The sequence below is a fragment of the Gluconobacter japonicus genome (assembly GCF_015244665.1).
Lineage (GTDB): Bacteria > Pseudomonadota > Alphaproteobacteria > Acetobacterales > Acetobacteraceae > Gluconobacter > Gluconobacter japonicus.
In genome coordinates this window covers 124,529-141,766 of the sequence record NZ_JABCQN010000007.1, presented here as the reverse complement: position 1 = coordinate 141,766, position 17,238 = coordinate 124,529, and the positions used below count along the sequence as shown (strand labels likewise).

The following is a 17,238-nucleotide window of genomic DNA, read 5'->3' as shown; positions in this document are numbered from 1 at the left end:
ACCAACATCACACACACCACCGCGGGGTGGAGCAGCCCGGTAGCTCGTCAGGCTCATAACCTGAAGGCCGCAGGTTCAAATCCTGCCCCCGCAACCAATGTACCCTGCACTAAGAACTTCTCTAGAACGCCAGTCCGGAAACGGCCTGGGGTTTTCGTTTATCGTCTGTTTGGCGCAAATATTAGAATGCCATCAGATCAACTTCTCTGCTTCCTTAACTTACCTGTTCGGAGACAGAAGTGGAGGACGTGCCTGATGCAATTCGTGGTCGTTGCGCGAAAGAAGGCTTTGACGCAGTACACCGGTCTTCGTCAGCAGGAAAGAGAGCTGTGTCGGTAATACGAACAGCAATGCACAACGTCTGCAGCCATTTGTCGTGTACTCATCACACGTGGGCGAGAACAAGCTTTGACATTGACGATTTTCCCGCGAGCCTAAGTGCTGTCTACAACTGTAGATTATGAACCTTATTGTCCTAGATTGAAGAGGGTTATTGGAAAGATTTTATCTGTTAGAGAGATATTATCTTTTTAAGTAAAATTAGAAATAAGTATACAAAATGTTCCATCGTTTATTTGAAGATAAACGATATAAATTCATAATTGAGATGTATTCTCAATTTAAATGAGAATGTTTATTAATAAAATAGAATAATAAAATATCTATTATTTACTTTTTTTGAATTCATGGTATGAGGCTCTGAAGAGCATGAAAGGATAGCCAGATGGCAATTAAAGATCCGAAGGTCATTGAGCACCTAAACACGCAGCTTACCAACGAACTCACTGCAATTAATCAATATTTTTTGCATGCACGGACTCTGCGACACTGGGGTGTGACGCTTCTTGGTAAAAAAGAATACGAAGAATCCATTGAGGAAATGCGGCATGCCGATTGGCTGATTGAACGCATTCTCTTCTTGGGAGGGCTGCCGAATGTTCAGCGCCTAAACCAGATTCTGATTGGCCAGAGTGTTGAAGAAATTCTTCAGTGTGATCAGAAGCTAGAAGAAAAAGCGATTGCTGATCTTCGCGAAGGCATTGCGTATTGTGAAAGCGTCCGTGATTACGTTTCTCGAGATTTGCTACTGAAAATTCTCGTGAATGAAGAAGAGCATGAAGACTTTATTGATCGTCAGTTTGATCTGATCAAACAGGTTGGAATCGAGCGTTATATTCATAAGAATTCTGCTGCGGCTCCTGATCAGGACTGAATGTTCTTTAAAATACCCGGGGTTTTCTCCGGGTATTTTTTTAATCAGAGATAGACAGCTTGATTTGCTGCTGCTGGCAGCACGGATGTCTGAGAGACTGCAGCTTGCATATGTTTTCGGTTCTGCAAGGCCTGTCTGAGTAGGCATACCATTCCAGGAACACAGTTTCCGCACTGAGCACGGCATTTGCGAGCTGTATAGATATCCGAAGGTCTAGAAGCTCCAGCATCAATCGCAGATTCAATATCTTTATGTGACAGAGCGTTACATGAACAAACGATCATTAGCTGCCCGTGGTTCCAGAAGGGATGCGGTAAGTCAATATAGTTCAATTGAGAGTGGTTCGCAAACGCAATTCGTTTAAATTTTGGACATGTGCATTTTGGTGAAGCTGTTTTTTATGACGGGAGATTGCCGTTCCATTTTTGCACAACGGGTCTGATGGCAAAGTTGCTTTGAATTCGCACTACGCCAGGGAGTCTGGATAGTTCTTCTTTGTGGATTCGCTCATAATCTGCCAGATCGCGTGCGGCGACATGGAGGAGGTAATCTGCTTCTCCTGTCATGAGATAGCATTCACGGATATCGGCACATTCTTTGATCCGAGCTTCAAAGCGACGCAGGGATTCGTCTGTCAGGCGTTCCAGGGTGATTTGCACGATGACGGTTGTTAGATTGTGAACGGAGCGATCATCGATTACGGCGTGGTATCCTCGGATGATCCCTTTTTCCTCCAGCATTTTAACGCGCCTCAGGCATGCTGATGGGGAAAGACCCACTCGTTCAGCTAGATCAGCATTACTCATACGTCCGTCATGTTGGAGTAGACGAAGAATCGATTCTGTAGTGCGGTCGAAGATCATGTCACAATTTTCCGTCTTTTCTACGCATACGATGCATATATAGGTTTTTTTCCTGAAGAATATGCTGAAGATATGCAGGAAGTTTCATTACGTTATGGGTAGGATAAATCTATGACGATCTTATCAGGCCCGCATTTGTGGCCCGCATCCCGTGCTGGCGCTACGCTGACAGTTGATCTGGCGGCTATTGCCCACAACTATCGCTTTCTATGCCGTAAGGCAGGTGAAGCTGTATGCGCGGCTGTTGTTAAAGCTGATGCTTATGGACTTGGGGCCGACAAAGTTGCGCCTGCTCTTGAAAAAGTTGGGGCTCGCGAATTTTTCGTTGCTCATGTGGACGAAGGAATTGCACTTCGTAAGATTGTTTCTGAAAGCGCGCGTATTACGGTCTTGCACGGCCCGCGTCCTGATGCGGCATCTGAGTGTGTTTATTTTAATTTGCGCCCTGTTCTGAATACTTTGGAACAGGTTGAGCTTTGGAAAAAAGAAACTATCCGCCAACAGGAGGTGCTTGATGCGGTGCTTCAGGTCGATAGCGGGATGTCTCGGTTTGGTTTGTCGTGGCAGGATGTACAGGTTCTGGCAGATGATCCTGAGCGCCTGAAAGGTATTCAGACAAACCTCATCATGAGTCATCTTGCTTGTGCGGATGATCCTAAAAATCCTGCCAATGAGATGCAGCGGCAGAAATTGCTGGAGATGGCAGCTTATCTTCCCGCGGCACCTTTGAGTCTTTCAGCGTCATCCGGGATTTTTCTTGGGGCTGCGTATCATATGGGGCTGGTTCGGCCGGGGGCGGCTCTTTACGGAATTGCTCCTAATGCTGATGAAGCCAATCCTTTGAGGCAGGCTGTTCGGCTTCAGGCTCGGGTGCTTCAACTCAGGCATGTGGGTCCGGGAGACGGCGTTGGGTATGGTTTGACGTATCGGCCACAGGGTCCTTGTCGTATTGCGACTGTCGCTGTCGGATATGCGGATGGATTTTCTCGCCAGAATGGGGGGGGGGGGTGTGCCTGGTTTGGGGATATCAGACTGCCGATTGTTGGGCGTGTTTCGATGGATTCTTTAGCGCTTGATGTTTCGGCTGTGCCTGAGGCTCTGCTTCAGGTGGATATGCATGTTGATCTCATCGGGGCTCGAAGGAGTGTAGATGATGTTGCGGCCTCTGCTGGGACTATTGGCTATGAAGTTCTGACGTCTCTCGGTGGTCGGTATTATCGTGAATATATCGACTAAGGCGCTGATGTATGGCTTTCTTGAATTCGAATGATTGACAGAACATTCTGAAAGACCCAAATACACGAATGAGCATCGCGAGTTTTGCAAGTGCTCTTTCTGTTACGTTGAATTCGGAAAATTCATGTATCTCCGCCGTGATCGCGCCCTGACAGCAGTTTCAATTATGCTGGATGTTGCTTTTCATGCGGGACGTTCCGGTGTGGTGAGTGGTGCAGACATTGCCAAGCGGGGCAATATGCTGCGGCGTGGAATCGAGCCTGTTCTTCAGGCTCTTTCGCGCGAGAAGCTCTTGGATAGTGTCCGTGGTCCCAAGGGAGGGTATCGGCTCGGTCGGCCGCCGCGGACGATTACTCTTCATGAAATAGTTCAGGCCGTAACTGAAGAACGCGGCACGGAAGGAGAGGCGGCGAATCCTCTTGTAGAGAAAGTTCTGGAGCCGTTTTGGTCTATGATGAACGCGGAACTGGCCAAAAAGATGGAAGCTGTGACTCTTGAAGGGTTGCTGCGTCAGGCAGAAGAGGCGGGAATGCAGCGGCCAAGTCGCGCTCCGATCTCGTTCTCTATATAACAAAATAAAATAGTTATAAAAAAATATCACAAAGATACAACGATAAAGCTTGGATAATTCACCATAATGGATCATTATTTCGAATGTTATGGTGAATTATCGTCCGCTCTGTAAGGGCAGTCTGTTTTTGTGCTTCTCTGATATGGTCTTTCTTATGATGAAAAGACCGGCGAGACATACGCCTGAACTTTGGGTTGAGGCTCACCTTACGTCAGTTCTGTTTCAGTCGAGGGCATCATGAAGCGAGCAGTACGTGTCGGTACCGATGAGAAACTCGTGCTGACGGCCAATCGTCTTCTGGATGGAGTGATTGTCTGGCGGGATCGGCTTGGCCAGTGGCGGCCGCATATTGGCGTTGCCGAGAAGCTTGATGCTGAACAGGTTGCTCCTGTTTTGGAGTTGGCGCAGGCTCGTGCTCAGGCTGATGGTATCGTTGGTGTGTATGAAGTGGCGGTCAAGGATGTTGAGCCGCCCGAACCTGTAACCGTTCGTGAGCGTATTCGTGCGTATGGCCCGACGGTACATCCTGAATTTGCAGTGGAGACCGTGCAGTGAGTGTTCCTGTCGGCCATTATCAGTACGATCAGATTGACCGTGACTTTCTTGACGCGCGAATTGCTGAGTTTTCAGAGCTGGTCGCTCGTCGTATTGACGGCACCTTGACTGAAGATGAGTTCAAGCCGCTTCGGCTGATGAATGGGCTGTATCTTCAGCTTCATGCTTACATGCTGCGTATTGCCATTCCTTACGGCACGATCGATAGCCAGCAGATGCGGATGTTTGCGCATATTGCTCGTCGCTATGATCGGGATTACGGGCATTTTACGACCCGCCAGAACATTCAGTTCAACTGGATCAAGCTGGAGGAAACACCTGACATTTTGCGCGATCTGGCGCGAGTGGACATGCATGCCATTCAGACCAGCGGAAACTGCATTCGGAATGTGACATCCGATGAGTTTGCTGGTGCAGCGGCGGATGAGCTTGTTGATCCGCGAATTCATGCTGAAATCCTGAGGCAGTGGTCAACGCTGCATCCGGAATTCACGTTCCTCCCGCGCAAGTTCAAGATTGCCATCTCTGGTAGCCCGAATGATCGGGTGGCGGCACGCTTCCATGATATCGGCATTCTGGCGCGTCCGGGGGATGATGGGCGCACGGTATTCCGGATTTTTGTTGGCGGTGGTCTGGGGCGGACGCCGATTATCGGGCAGGAAATCTTTGATGCTGTGCCTGAGGAGCGTCTGCTGGCGACGCTTGAGGCGATTGTTCGTGTTTATAACGCTCACGGTCGGCGGGATAACATCTACAAAGCGCGCATCAAGATTCTTGTTCAGGCTTTGGGTATTGATGCGTATCGGGAGGCTGTTGAGGCTGAACTGGCTCAGATGGATCTGGAGCATTACCGCCTGACACCAGATATGGTGGATGCCATTCAGGCTCGTTTCGCTGCTCCCCAACTCTCTGCACCAGACAATGCTGCTCAGGAGTTGGCAAACAGACGGCGCGAAAATCCGGAGTTTGATTTGTGGGTTCGGAGCAATACGCATCCGCATCGTGATGTAGGGCACATCATTGCTGTTGTTTCACTCAAGCCTGCTGGTGGAATTCCAGGAGATGCTACGTCTGCGCAGATGGATCGTCTGGCGGATCTGGCTGATGAGTATTCCTTTGGGGAGCTGAGAATCACGCATCTTCAGAACATTGTTCTGGGGCATGTGCGGCAGGATCGTTTGTATGATCTGTGGAGCAGCCTGAAAGAGGTCGATCTGGCGTCTGCCAATATCGGGCTGATTGGGGACATCGTGGCTTGCCCAGGGTTGGATTATTGTGCGCTTGCAAATGCGCGGTCGATTCCGATTGCGCAGAAGCTGGGTGCGCGGTTTGGGGATGCGTCGCTTCAGGCGGAGATTGGGGCGCTTCGGATCAATATTTCTGGCTGCATCAATGCGTGTGGGCATCATCATGCGGGACATATTGGTCTGCTTGGGGTGGACAAGCGCGGTGAGGAATTCTTCCAGATTACGCTTGGTGGCAGGGCAGAGAACGGGGCCTCGATTGGTACGATTCTTGGTCCGGCTTTACCGGAAGATGATACGGTTGACGCGATTGCGCGGCTTGTTGACCGGTATCTCGGGATAAGGGAGAAGGGGGAGACGTTCCTCGATACGCTGGATCGGCTTGGGGATGCTCCGTTTAAGGAGGCGGCTTATGAGACTGTTTGAACTGGGTGAGCGGATTGCGAAGGTTCATGAGTCTCTGGTGACGTTGCCGGAGCTTGCCGAGAACACGGATGTGCGGGCGGTTTTGCTGGATATTGCGGATGATCCAGCGGCGCTGAAGCCTTATTTGAACCGGCTTGAACTTGTTGTTCTGCGATTTCCGATTTTTCGGGATGGGCGTGTTTTCACGCAGGCACGAGAATTGCGGGAATATTTACGGTTTTCCGGAGAAATCCGGGCTGAGGGGCATGTTCTGCCGGATCAGGCTGCTTTTCTGAAGCGCTGTGGGGTGGATAGTGTTGTGCTGCCGGACGGCAGCGACCCAGCGCTTTGGGAGCGTCAGTTGAGTCGCTTCCCGGTGGCCTATCAGCGGTCTGTTCTGCCTTCGCGGCCGGTTGGGGCTGGTTTGAGAGTTGAGGAAGGGACTTAACGAGTCCCGAACCAGCCTCGGCGCCAGAACCAGAAGAGCGGCAGGATTGTGGACAGAACCATCAAGGTTAGTCCGTAAGGATAGCCGTATTTCCAAGTCAGTTCTGGCATATCCTTGAAGTTCATGCCGTAGATTCCGGCGATCAGGGTTGGCATGATTCCGATCGAGCTGGCGACGGTGAGGACTTTCATACCGTCGTTCTGTTCTATGCTAATGAAGCCCAGTGTTGCATCCAGCAGGAACTGAACCTTGCTGACGATCTGGGCGTCGAAGTCGCTGAGAGAGGCGATGTCGCGTCCTGCGACTTTGAGGCGTGATTTGAATGTGTCAGCCGGGGTTGGGGATTTGCCTGCTGTGTCTCTGGTGGGCAGGGGAGAGGTTCCCTGATCCTTTACCTTTTGCAGGCTCTGGCTGATGTAGTCTTCCAGATAGATGCGGACCCGGTCGATGCCGAGAAGGCTGTCGCGGACTGTTGATGCCAGATCTCCGGCATAGCCGAGGCGACGCAGTGTTTCGCGGAGCATGGCGCCGACGCGGGCGCGGTCTCTGGGTTGTTCGGCGTTGAAGACACGACGGGAGATGGTGTCCAGGGTTCGGCCAAGGCCCTCAAGAATATCTGCGAGGCGATTGATGATTTCCTCTATCAATTCGACCAGCAGTTCCGTTGATGAGGGGGAAATTTTTCCAGCCGGATATTCCGCCAGTTTTCTTCCGACAAGGTCGAAGGCGAAATAGTCTGTGTAGCGGACTGTGATGATTCTTTTTTCCGTCAGGATGAAGCCGACGGGTTTGGAAAATGAGATATCATCAGCGCGGCGGACAAGCGGGGTTGATAGATAGAGGCAGTTGTCCCGTTCATAGTGGCGGGAGGAGCTTTCGATCTCTTCCAGTTCTTCCTGCTTGGGAATGTGGACCCCAAGGAGTGTCTCGGCTTTTGTGATTTCGTCGTGGGTTGGATTGATGAGGTCAATCCAGTTGGTGGTGTTGATATCGACGTCTGGGCCGATCTCGCGGGCCGGTGTGCCGGCGGGCCGGGCGAGAAGCATCAGGCAGGAGTCCTTGGTCGGGAAACAGGAAGGTCTGAGTCATGTCGTGCGGTGACGTTCCATGCAAGAGGGACGTCGGGATTCGGTAAGCTACGTTTTTCCTGACAGATGTGTGGATGGACGTTCCTGCGTTGCCTTGGTATCGCTGGTCAGCCTTTTAAGCGGAACAGAGCCCGGTATGACGACCCCATCTTCTTCCCTGCCTAATTCCTTGCGCTCCGGACCGGACGAGCGCGGCCGTTTTGGCGTCTTCGGTGGACGCTTTGTGGCGGAAACGCTGATGCCTCTGGTTCTTGAACTGGAGGAAGCATATCGCGCGGCTCAGGCTGACCCGGCGTTTCGTGAGGAACTTGATTATTATTACCGGGATTATGTCGGCCGTCCGAGCCCGTTGTGGTTTGCGAAGCGCCTGACGGAAGAGCTGGGTGGTGCGAAGGTTTATCTTAAACGTGAGGAGCTGAACCACACGGGTTCTCACAAGCTCAACAACGTCATGGGCCAGATCCTGCTCGCGCGGCGGATGGGCAAGACGCGGATTGTGGCTGAGACGGGTGCTGGCCAGCATGGTGTGGCGACGGCGACGGTCTGTGCGCTCTTCGGGCTGAAATGCGTCATTTACATGGGGGCGACGGATGTTGAGCGTCAGAAGCCCAACGTCTTCCGCATGCATCTGCTTGGGGCTGAGGTAAAGCCGGTAACGGCTGGGGCCGGGACGCTCAAGGATGCCATGAATGAAGCCATGCGCGACTGGGTTGCGAATGTGGCCGATACGTATTTTCTGGTGGGCACGGTTGCGGGGCCGCATCCGTATCCTGAGATGGTTCGTGATTTCCAGTCCATTATTGGTACGGAAGTGAAGGAACAGATTGTCCGGGCTGAGGGGCGTCTGCCGGATGTGATTGTTGCGGCCATTGGTGGAGGCTCCAATGCGATGGGGATTTTCCATCCGTTCCTTGATGATGCGGATGTGCGGCTGATTGGGGTTGAGGCTGCTGGGCTGGGACTGGATTCCGGCAAGACGGCGGCGTCCATTTCCCGTGGGCGTTCGGGTGTGTTGCATGGCAACCGGACGTATCTGCTTCAGGACAAGCATGGCCAGATCGAAGAGGCGCATTCGATCAGTGCGGGGCTGGATTATCCGGGAATTGGGCCGGAGCATTCCTGGCTGAATGATATTGGCCGTGCCGAGTATGTTGGTGTGACGGATCAGGAGGCGCTGGATGCGTTCCAGCTTCTGACGCGGACGGAAGGCATTATTCCGGCTCTGGAATGCGCGCATGGACTGGCGCATGTGATGAAGATTGCTCCAGAGATGCCGAAGGACAAGATCATCGTGCTGAACGTATCCGGCCGTGGAGACAAGGATATCTTCACTGTGGCGAGCCATCTGGGAGTGAATCTGTGAGCCGTATCAAAGCCCGTTTTGAGGCCCTCAAAAAGGAGGGGCGGGGCGCTCTGATTCCGTATCTTCAGGCGTTTGATCCGGATTATGAGACCTCGCTGGAGCTGCTTAAGGCGATGCCGGCTGCTGGGGCAGATCTGATTGAGATTGGCGTGCCGTTTTCCGATCCTTCGGCGGATGGTCCGACGATTCAGGCGGCGGCGTTGCGTGGGCTGAAGGCTGGGGCGACGCTGGGTGGCGTGTTGGAAATGGTACGGTCTTTCCGGGAGACCGATGCCGAGACGCCAATTATTCTGATGGGATATCTGAACCCGATTGATAGCTATGGACCGGCGGAATTCTGTTTCGACGCGGCTCAAGCCGGTGTGGATGGCATTATTGTCGTGGATATGCCGACGGAAGAAGCGGATCTTCTGGACTCCCATGCGCGGGAAGCGGGCTTGGATATCATCTCGCTTGTGGCGCCGACGACGTCCCGGACGCGTTTGTTCCATGTGCTGAAAGATGCGTCTGGCTTCGTGTATTATGTGAGCATCACGGGGATTACGGGAACGAGCAGTGCCAGCCAGGCGCAGCTTGAAGAGGCTCTTCCGAAGATTCGGGAAGCAACGGATCTGCCGGTTGCGATCGGGTTTGGGATTTCGACGCCTGAGCAGGCTCGGACGGCATCCCGGATCGGAGATGCGGCTGTTGTCGCATCTGCTCTGATCAAGACGATGGCGGGGACGCTGTCTGAGGGGAAGGCGACGAGCAAAACGCTTCCGACTGTTCTTGAGCAACTGATGGCATTGTCTGCGGCGGTTCGGGCCTGAATTCCGGTTTTTGGATTTGCAGGATTGGGGAGCGCATCGGGAATTATTCCGGTGCGCTTTTTTTGTTGTGGTCAGGCTCTATTACGCAGGGACATACCGAACAGGATCGCGGAAATTCCGGCCATGAGCAGTTCGATGGCGATCAGGGTGCCGATCAGCCAGAGGCCGGACCATGGCAGCGTCATGTAGAGCAGGATTCCGATCAGGAGGGTGAAGATCCCGCTGACGGCGAGAAGGCTCCAACCTCCGGCTGTCCGATGACCTGCTGCCCAGAAAGCGCGGCTGATTCCCGCGAAGATCAGGCAGCCTGCGAGGATGGCTGTGATGAAGACTGAGCCTGTTGCGGGTTCTTCAATCAGCAGGAGGCCGCCCAGGATATAGAGGCCACCAACGAGACCTGAAAGCCATTGATTGGGGAGCGGAAGACCTCTGTGAGCGAAGCTCTGCACGACCTGGGCGACGCCACCGATAATGAGCAGGACGCCGAGGAGAACCATGCTGGCAAGGGTCGTGGCGACGGCATCAAAGGCGGCGAGCAGGCCCAGGACGACAAGGACGACGCCGACACCGATGAACCAGCCTGGTTTCAAGCCTGATCTGTTGTTAGGGAATTGCAGGGTATTAAAGCTATTGGACATGAGATTTCTCCATGGCTGGCATTGCAAATGTCTTTTTGTATGCCGACCTTGCCCGATAAAATGACTGTAAGGCAGGGATGGTTTCCAGTCATCAGAGCTGTAACCGGCGTATGGGTAAAGATGCCATGTTTTTGGGTGTCTGGGAGAGTTCTGGTTGGTGAGGCTGGCATAAATATGCTGGTGGCGTTAAAACGCGCCGGATATTGATGGTCTGAAACAGGGCCTTCCCCCATTCTGGCCTTCGTCCCGAAGGCAGGCAGAGAGTAACGAGAAGACATGAGCTGGCTGACCGATTACGTTCGACCCAAGCTGCGTGGCCTGCTTCAGCGGGACGTGCCGGATAATCTTTGGACGAATTGCGAATCCTGTGGGCAGATGATGCTCGTCAAGGAGATGGAGCGGTCCCAGAAGGTTTGTCCCCATTGTGGGCATCACATGCGGGCGACAGCAAAGGAGCGTCTGGCCTGGACGTTTGATGATGGTGAATACACCACGATCGAGCTTCCGAAGATGCCGGTTGACCCGCTGGGGTTCAAGGATTCCAAGCGGTATGCGGACCGTCTGAAGGACGCGCGGAACAAGTCTCATCTTGATGAGGGGCTGGTTGTTGCTCATGGCCGTATTCAGGGCCAGAAGGCTGTTGTGGCTGTAATGGCGCCTGAATTCCTGCTGGGGACGATGGGTGCCGGACTGGGAGAGGCTTTCGTGGCAGCGTGCCGTCTGGCTGTTCTGCAGAAAGCGCCCCTCGTAATTTATACGGCTTCGGGTGGTGCGCGGATGCAGGAAGGGGCGGTCAGCCTCATGCAGATGCCGCGAACGACTATTGGCGTTCAGATGCTTCAGGAAGCCGGATTGCCGTATGTTGTGGTCTTTACGAATCCGACGACGGGTGGTGTGTCCGCCTCCTTTGCGATGCTGGGTGATATTCACATTGCCGAGCCGAATGCGCTGATTGCTTTCGCTGGGCCGCGTGTGATTCAGGATACGGTTCGGGAAAAGCTGCCCGAGGGGTTCCAGCGTTCCGAGTATCTTCGCGAACATGGCATGGTGGATATTGTGGCCAAGCGTTCTGAGTTGCCGGAGCTTCTGGGGCGTATTCTCGGGATGCTGACGCGCCAGAAGGCAGCGCCGGACGTCGCGGCCTGATGAACGCCCAGAAGGAGGGGGACATGGGGGCACCTGTGCGTCTTCCTGGCGAGTATCAGGGGCGACCGGGTGAAGTTCTTGCTCGTTTGCATCAGCTCTATCCGAAGCTGATTGACCTTTCCCTTGGGCGGCTTGAAATTCTTCTGGCCAAGTTGGGAAATCCGGAGCGCCATTTGCCGCCGGTGATCCATGTTGCCGGAACGAATGGCAAAGGGAGCACCTGCGCCAATCTGCGGGCTATTGCCGAGGCTGCCGGGCTTCGGGTGCATGTGATGACCAGCCCGCATCTTGTTAGCATTACCGAGCGATTCCGTCTGGCGGGTAAGCTGGTGAATGAAGATACGCTGGTTGAGGCTTTTGAAGAGGTTGAGCGCATCAATGATGGGGCGCCGATCACAGTTTTCGAGGTTCTGACGGCAGCGGGTTTTCTTCTTTTCTCGCGGGTTCCTGCAGATCTTGTAATTCTGGAGGTTGGTCTGGGCGGACGGCTGGATGCCACGAATGTGGTTCCGAAGCCCGTGGCCTGCGCCATTACAACCATCAGTGTGGATCATCAGGCGTTTCTTGGAGAGACGCTGGATATAATTGCTGGCGAAAAGGCCGGGATTATCAAGCCTGGCGTACCGGTAGTCGTGGCGCCTCAGGCTCCCGAAGCACTGGAGTCGATTCGATTGCGGGCTGAGGCACTTGGCGCGCCAATGTGGGTTCTGGGGCGTGAGGTTCAGGTGGGCATAGAGGCCGATGGCCTTCATTATTCTGATCCACAAGGAGCTTTGGATCTGCCGTCACCGGGTCTGAAGGGGCCGCATCAGGGAACGAATTCGGCTCTTGCAATTGCGGCGTTGAGAGTATCCGGACTGGATATTCCTGTCAGTGCGTATGGCGGTATTGCCAGAACGGACTGGCCTGCAAGGCTTCAGAGATTACATGGAGCCCTTGCAGAAAGGCTTCCGGCCCGCTGGGAGCTCTATCTGGATGGTGGGCATAACCCTGGTGCTGGAGAAGTGCTTGGTGCTGTGATGGATGGATGGAGCGACAGGCCTGTTCATGTCATTGCAGGCGTTAAGCAGAGCAAGGATGTCAGTGGCTTTCTTCAGCCGTTGATTGGACGGGCCGCCAGTCTTCAGGTTGTGGCTGAAGAGGAGCAGCATCTTGCAACACCGGTCGAGGAACTGATTGCCGCGTCAGGTGGCGTGGCGATTGCTGGTCCCACGATTATTGAAGCTCTGGATCGTCTTGCAGCGCAGAACTCTGTGCCTGCACGTGTGCTGATCTGTGGCAGTCTTTATCTTGCAGGTGTGGCTCTTGCTCAGGATGGCTGGGTCCCGGTCTGAGGGAAGGCTCGGCGGACCAGGTCTTCCCACTCCTGAATGATGGTCTGATCAGGCATTCTGGCGTCTGCTCGAGCGTACCAGTAGCGGGCATTGGCGAGATCGCCTTCCTGACGATGAAGAAGGGCGTGGATGCGGTCGCATTCACGTGTGCCTTCTGCTGACTGCACCAGACGGTGGGCTTCTGCCCAGTTCTTTTTCCCAATCCACCATAGGGCGGTTTGGGAGAGGGAGAGGGAGAGGTTAGAAGGAGGTGTCTGGGTTTGAAGGCTACTGCGGAACTCTGTCAGCGATAGCATGGTGCGGTTTCCTGTTCAGGTACGGTTTCCGATTCTGAGTGGGAACGTCTGATGAGGAAGATGGCTGCACATTCGGTCTCTGCTTCGAGGGCATGCTGGTGGTAAAAGACTGGCGTGACTATGATCGAATCCTATCCTTCTTCAGCGGCGTCTGATGCTTCCTCCGACGATGGAGGGCTAAGCGCGCTTTTGCGTCGTTCTCCGCCAGCGAATATCGCGGCCGAGCAAGCGCTTCTTGGTGCTATCCTCACGAACAACAAGGCCTATGAACGGGTTTCAGATTTTCTGGAGCCGGAGCATTTTGCTGACTCTGTGAATGGGCGGATCTACGAAGCGGTGGCTCGCCGTATCGAACGTGGGCAATTGGCTGATCCGGTAACCATGAAAGCCGAGTTCGAGCATACGGGCGTTCTTGATGCTGCTGGGGGGCCTGCCTATCTGGCCAAGCTGCTGACGGCGATGGTCGGGATTGTGAATGCAGGCGACTATGGCCGGGTCATTCATGATGCATGGGTGCGGCGTCAGTTGATTGATATTGGCGAGAGCGTCGTCAACAATGCTTTTGGTGCCCGACCTGATCTGGATGGCAGTGACCAGATTGCGGCTTCTGAAGAAGCTTTATTCAAACTGGCGACGGAGCGCGGTCAGGAAGGTGGTTTTGTCTCTTTCGGAAAGGCTCTGACAGGCGCCATTGACGTCGCGGAAAAGGCGTTTTTACGGACTGGGGATGTTGTTGGGCTCACGTCTGGTCTGCGTGATCTGGATAAGCGAACGGGTGGTTTGCACCCCTCCGATCTTCTGATTCTTGCGGGGCGTCCTGCGATGGGAAAGACGGCGCTTGCGACAAAAATCGCGTTTTCGGCTGCGCGTTCGATCATGCGAGATGCAGAGGAAAAGGGTGAGAAGCCGCATGGGTCGGTAGCAATTTTCTCACTTGAAATGTCGTCCGAGCAGTTGGCGACCCGTATTCTTTCAGGTGAGGCTGAAGTCTCGGGTGAGAAAATTCGCCGAGGTGATATTGGGCAAAAGGAATTCGACCGTTTTGTTCGTGTGTCCCGCGAATTGCAGAAGCTGCCACTTTATATTGATGACACGCCGGCAATTTCCCTTTCGGCTATGAGAACACGGTGTCGGCGTCTCGCGCGCACGCAGGGTCTGAGTCTGGTGGTGGTGGATTATCTGCAATTGATGCGACCCGCGATCGGAACGAAGCCGGATAGCCGTGTGCTAGAAATTTCGATGATTACTCAGGGTTTGAAGGCGATTGCAAAAGAGCTTTCGGTCCCTGTTATTGCGTTGTCCCAGTTGTCTCGTCAGGTGGAGTCTCGTGAAGACAAGCGTCCCATGCTTTCGGATCTGCGCGAATCGGGTTCCATTGAGCAGGATGCTGATGCTGTCATGTTTGTTTATCGTGACGAATATTACCTTCAGCAGCGAATGCCGAAGGATAGTGCGTATGACAGTAACGAAAAATTCCAGGCCGCGACTGAAGAGTGGCAAAGGAAAATGGCTCTAGTTCATAATAAGGCAGAGCTGATTCTTGAGAAGCAGCGGCATGGGCCGACAGGGATGATTCAATTGTATTTTGAAGGCGAATACACTCGGTTTGGTGATTTGGATATTATTCACGAATAGAACGTCAAAGCGGCCCATGGGCCGCTTTTTTTTGGTCTGGAGATTCAGGCGATAGAAAAACATGTTTTGAAAAAAGAGCCTCAGAAACTCGCATTTGATATTAATGTGTTGGAAATATTTTGTCATAAAAAACAAAGGAACATCTCTGGTGTTTGGAAAACAGCGTGACATTTCATTGTGCGAGAATTGTGAAAATCTGCAGTTTTTGGCTGTTCGAGGACGCAAAAAGCTTGAAAAACTAACGGGATAATTTCAAAGGCGCCGGAGTTAGACGCACAAATGTAGTGGCAAAGAGCCATATTTGCTCCTTGACCCAGTGGCATATTGCCATTAATTTATCGTTAATCGGCGGTTGTCGTGGGGATGATTGCTGAGGAAGGAAGGGGGCCGGTTGATGCGTGATGTTTCGCTGAAATCTGGAAACGTTTCTGATTGGTTCATTCCATCGCTGGTGCAAGCGTATTGCACCATGACGAATGGGGGAGCGTTTGAATGCGTGATAAAGTCAGCGAAGATACCGTCAATGCAGATCCTCGTCTGGTCTCTTGGGTTGATCAGGTGTGCCAAAAGACGTGTTTTTGTCCATGTCTGGAGCCATGTCTTGCCGCTGGAGCACCAACTCTGGGTGCAGAGCAGCCAGCCTCAGGGCCAGTTCTTCGTCGGTTCGACCGTTCAGGACGCCTTTCAGGAGGAAGTCAGTCGAGACGCGCAACCGGTTCGAGAGAGCGGCAATGAGGAAGACGCTGGGTGCGCGATCTCCACGTTCAATCTTGTTGAGGGTGGAAGCATCTACCCCCAGAAGCCGGGCACACTCACTCTGGTTGGGGATAACGAGTTCCCGGGCCCAGGCAATACGTGTTCCGATGGCTCTCTGGAGGATAGTCAGGGAGTCCGAGCGCTTATGTTTGGCCATGCGGCCTTTTTAGCAATGGCTTTATGCCAAATCCAGAAGAAGTTTTTTTTCTTACGATTTGTGGCATTTTGCCACTAAACAGGTTTTTTCGTAAAGGGATTGATAATGAGGCAGATGAAAGAAGGTCATACTCCCCGCCGGGTTTCTGCAAGCGCGATTGCCGCGATGTTGGCATCTGACGGTTGGCAGCCAATGCGGAAACCTGCGCACAAGAAGTCTTTGGGCAAGGGACGCAAAATCTCAAAAGTTTCTGGGGGAACAGAAAAACGACAGGTTTTCGATAGGGAAAGTGCAGAAGCGCTTCCTCCGGGGCACCCGGTTTCATGGAAAGCTCTTTGGGGTTCAGATCTGGCGCCAGCATTCCCTGCCTTAACCCCGATGGGTGCGTCTTCAGCGTGGGAAAATATTCACTGATGCAGCCTTTGATTCGTGAAATTTCTCCATGTGGGAAAATGATGACCATGCAACCGACTTTGGAGCGCCTTCAGCATCAGGAGTTTCAGGACCGTAATGGTGTTTACCGTGTCGTGAACACGGTCCAGTCCATGTACGATGCTGGGGATATTGGTGATGACGAGGTTTCTGCGGCTGATCGTTGGTACCGGGAATATCTGTTTGCAACTCTGGGGGTTGTTGAGGAGCGCCCGTCTGATGGTCATTTTCGGGAGAAGGGAGATGTTCATACCTGGATGTTAGGGCGAGGAAAATGTTCTGCTCGGATTTCCGAAATCAGAGAGACACTGGGTTTGTGTGGTCATGTTCGTCTGGAGATGTTGCTGGCTCGAGAAATGTCTTTTTCAGCTATGGCACGTCAATTGTATCCCGGTATATCGGAAGGACGAGGACGTATGAAGGTATCGGCGCAGTGCGGTCTGATTTTAGAGCAGCTTGTTCATGTATATAAAAATATAAAAAAGAATTCTTTTTAAGAAATATGTTGAAGTTTGCGTTCGGTTATTTTATAAAAAGATTACATTGAATAATTTTTATTTCTGAGGCCATCTCTTTTTGGGGTGGTCTTTTTTTATTTAAGAGAATTATTGAAAATGGAACGATTTAATATCGTTTCCGGAGCGATTGTTCTTTCCGGGCGACAGACAATGATTGTTTTGTGGTGTGAAGGACCTGAAGTGATCGCCTGTCCGCTGATCTCTATGGATGAGGCGTTCCACCGGGCAGATTGTGACCTTGAATGGCATGAGCTTGTGAATGCTGGTTTGACGCGATTAGACGTGCGTTGTCGGGCTATTCCTTGCCTCCGTCGTATATCTTCTCTCAAGCCTATTGGCTGCGTTGATGACGTTACGGTGAAGCGTCTCAGGAATGTGGCGCAGAAAGAGTGGAAATATCGGCTTCAGGAGAAGGAGATGTCACCCCGGTCTCACAAGAAACCGTTTCATTCGAGACAATCGACGGCTGTCTGGTTTGACGGGGGGTCAATGAACAGCCGACGTGAGGAACGCCTACAAATGGGCTGACGG

19 protein-coding genes and 1 tRNA gene are annotated in these 17,238 nt (G+C 52.8%); 14 read left to right on the top strand and 6 right to left on the bottom strand.

Going from position 1 to position 17,238, the window contains the following annotated elements:
- The first annotated feature begins 20 nt into the window (after positions 1 to 20).
- Together HKD32_RS12995 and bfr are read left to right on the top strand one after the other, a co-directional pair.
- Positions 21 to 97: transfer RNA gene (locus HKD32_RS12995), tRNA-Met, on the top strand.
- A 627-nt stretch (positions 98 to 724) separates the two neighbouring features.
- The gene (bfr, locus tag HKD32_RS12990) at positions 725 to 1,213 is read left to right on the top strand and encodes a bacterioferritin (RefSeq protein WP_010503752.1); all 489 of its coding nucleotides are present in this window, start codon (positions 725 to 727) and stop codon (positions 1,211 to 1,213) included.
- 44 nt (positions 1,214 to 1,257) lie between these two features.
- Here the strand turns inward: bfr and HKD32_RS12985 are convergent, their stop codons facing one another.
- Both HKD32_RS12985 and HKD32_RS12980 read right to left on the bottom strand, forming a co-directional pair.
- Complete coding sequence (locus tag HKD32_RS12985; RefSeq protein ID WP_010503751.1) at positions 1,258 to 1,497, bottom strand: (2Fe-2S)-binding protein; 240 nt, start codon at positions 1,495 to 1,497, stop codon at positions 1,258 to 1,260.
- A gap of 114 nt (positions 1,498 to 1,611) precedes the next feature.
- Positions 1,612 to 2,076: an Lrp/AsnC family transcriptional regulator gene (locus HKD32_RS12980; protein ID WP_026017593.1), complete on the bottom strand. Its 465-nt coding sequence runs from the start codon at positions 2,074 to 2,076 to the stop codon at positions 1,612 to 1,614.
- 111 nt (positions 2,077 to 2,187) lie between these two features.
- Between HKD32_RS12980 and alr the strand changes: the two genes are divergently transcribed.
- The 5 genes from alr (at position 2,188) to HKD32_RS12955 (ending at position 6,535) form a co-directional block, all read left to right on the top strand.
- Positions 2,188 to 3,312 (top strand): alanine racemase, encoded by a 1,125-nt coding sequence (gene alr, locus HKD32_RS12975; protein WP_061930650.1) that lies wholly within the window; start codon positions 2,188 to 2,190, stop codon positions 3,310 to 3,312.
- 124 nt (positions 3,313 to 3,436) lie between these two features.
- Positions 3,437 to 3,883, top strand: a complete 447-nt coding sequence (locus HKD32_RS12970; protein ID WP_010503748.1) for an RrF2 family transcriptional regulator — start codon at positions 3,437 to 3,439, stop codon at positions 3,881 to 3,883.
- Between the two features lie 237 nt (positions 3,884 to 4,120).
- On the top strand, positions 4,121 to 4,438 hold the full coding sequence (locus HKD32_RS12965) for a DUF2849 domain-containing protein (protein WP_062015749.1): 318 nt from the start codon (positions 4,121 to 4,123) through the stop codon (positions 4,436 to 4,438).
- Complete coding sequence (locus tag HKD32_RS12960; protein WP_061930644.1) at positions 4,435 to 6,108, top strand: nitrite/sulfite reductase; 1,674 nt, start codon at positions 4,435 to 4,437, stop codon at positions 6,106 to 6,108. The genes HKD32_RS12965 and HKD32_RS12960 overlap by 4 nt, the downstream gene beginning before the upstream one ends.
- The gene (locus HKD32_RS12955) at positions 6,095 to 6,535 is read left to right on the top strand and encodes a DUF934 domain-containing protein (RefSeq protein WP_061930641.1); all 441 of its coding nucleotides are present in this window, start codon (positions 6,095 to 6,097) and stop codon (positions 6,533 to 6,535) included. The genes HKD32_RS12960 and HKD32_RS12955 overlap by 14 nt, the downstream gene beginning before the upstream one ends.
- Here HKD32_RS12955 and HKD32_RS12950 read toward each other — a convergent pair.
- Positions 6,532 to 7,581 carry a magnesium transporter CorA family protein gene (locus HKD32_RS12950; RefSeq protein WP_010503741.1) on the bottom strand — a complete coding sequence of 350 codons (1,050 nt, stop codon included), beginning with the start codon at positions 7,579 to 7,581 and terminating at the stop codon, positions 6,532 to 6,534. The two genes, HKD32_RS12955 and HKD32_RS12950, sit on opposite strands and share 4 nt — an antisense overlap.
- Positions 7,582 to 7,759: 178 nt before the next feature.
- Here HKD32_RS12950 and trpB point away from each other — a divergent pair, with 178 nt between their 5' ends.
- Both trpB and trpA read left to right on the top strand, forming a co-directional pair.
- Positions 7,760 to 8,986: a tryptophan synthase subunit beta gene (gene trpB, locus HKD32_RS12945; RefSeq protein WP_010503739.1), complete on the top strand. Its 1,227-nt coding sequence runs from the start codon at positions 7,760 to 7,762 to the stop codon at positions 8,984 to 8,986.
- Positions 8,983 to 9,795, top strand: coding sequence for a tryptophan synthase subunit alpha (trpA, locus tag HKD32_RS12940; protein WP_061930638.1), 813 nt, complete (start codon positions 8,983 to 8,985; stop codon positions 9,793 to 9,795). The genes trpB and trpA overlap by 4 nt, the downstream gene beginning before the upstream one ends.
- A gap of 71 nt (positions 9,796 to 9,866) precedes the next feature.
- Here the strand turns inward: trpA and HKD32_RS12935 are convergent, their stop codons facing one another.
- Complete coding sequence (locus HKD32_RS12935) at positions 9,867 to 10,433, bottom strand: HdeD family acid-resistance protein (protein ID WP_061930635.1); 567 nt, start codon at positions 10,431 to 10,433, stop codon at positions 9,867 to 9,869.
- A gap of 276 nt (positions 10,434 to 10,709) precedes the next feature.
- Here HKD32_RS12935 and accD point away from each other — a divergent pair, with 276 nt between their 5' ends.
- A complete protein-coding gene (gene accD, locus HKD32_RS12930; protein WP_061930632.1) occupies positions 10,710 to 11,579 on the top strand; it encodes an acetyl-CoA carboxylase, carboxyltransferase subunit beta in 870 nt (289 codons plus the stop codon).
- 23 nt (positions 11,580 to 11,602) lie between these two features.
- Positions 11,603 to 12,913, top strand: coding sequence for a bifunctional folylpolyglutamate synthase/dihydrofolate synthase (locus HKD32_RS12925; RefSeq protein WP_061930696.1), 1,311 nt, complete (start codon positions 11,603 to 11,605; stop codon positions 12,911 to 12,913).
- On the opposite strand, the gene HKD32_RS12920 is transcribed toward HKD32_RS12925, so the two are convergent.
- Positions 12,889 to 13,209, bottom strand: a complete 321-nt coding sequence (locus HKD32_RS12920; RefSeq protein ID WP_194258178.1) for a hypothetical protein — start codon at positions 13,207 to 13,209, stop codon at positions 12,889 to 12,891. The two genes, HKD32_RS12925 and HKD32_RS12920, sit on opposite strands and share 25 nt — an antisense overlap.
- Before the next feature lie 120 nt (positions 13,210 to 13,329).
- Between HKD32_RS12920 and HKD32_RS12915 the strand changes: the two genes are divergently transcribed.
- Positions 13,330 to 14,844 (top strand): replicative DNA helicase, encoded by a 1,515-nt coding sequence (locus HKD32_RS12915; protein ID WP_010503732.1) that lies wholly within the window; start codon positions 13,330 to 13,332, stop codon positions 14,842 to 14,844.
- Positions 14,845 to 15,364: 520 nt separating this feature from the next.
- Here the strand turns inward: HKD32_RS12915 and HKD32_RS12910 are convergent.
- A complete protein-coding gene (locus HKD32_RS12910) occupies positions 15,365 to 15,757 on the bottom strand; it encodes a helix-turn-helix domain-containing protein (RefSeq protein ID WP_082778416.1) in 393 nt (130 codons plus the stop codon).
- A gap of 413 nt (positions 15,758 to 16,170) precedes the next feature.
- On the opposite strand from HKD32_RS12910, the gene HKD32_RS12905 reads away from it, so the two are divergent.
- Positions 16,171 to 16,686 (top strand): hypothetical protein, encoded by a 516-nt coding sequence (locus HKD32_RS12905; protein ID WP_194258177.1) that lies wholly within the window; start codon positions 16,171 to 16,173, stop codon positions 16,684 to 16,686.
- Positions 16,687 to 16,803: 117 nt separating this feature from the next.
- A complete protein-coding gene (locus HKD32_RS12900; RefSeq protein WP_194258176.1) occupies positions 16,804 to 17,235 on the top strand; it encodes a hypothetical protein in 432 nt (143 codons plus the stop codon).
- The last annotated feature ends 3 nt before the right edge of the window (positions 17,236 to 17,238 follow it).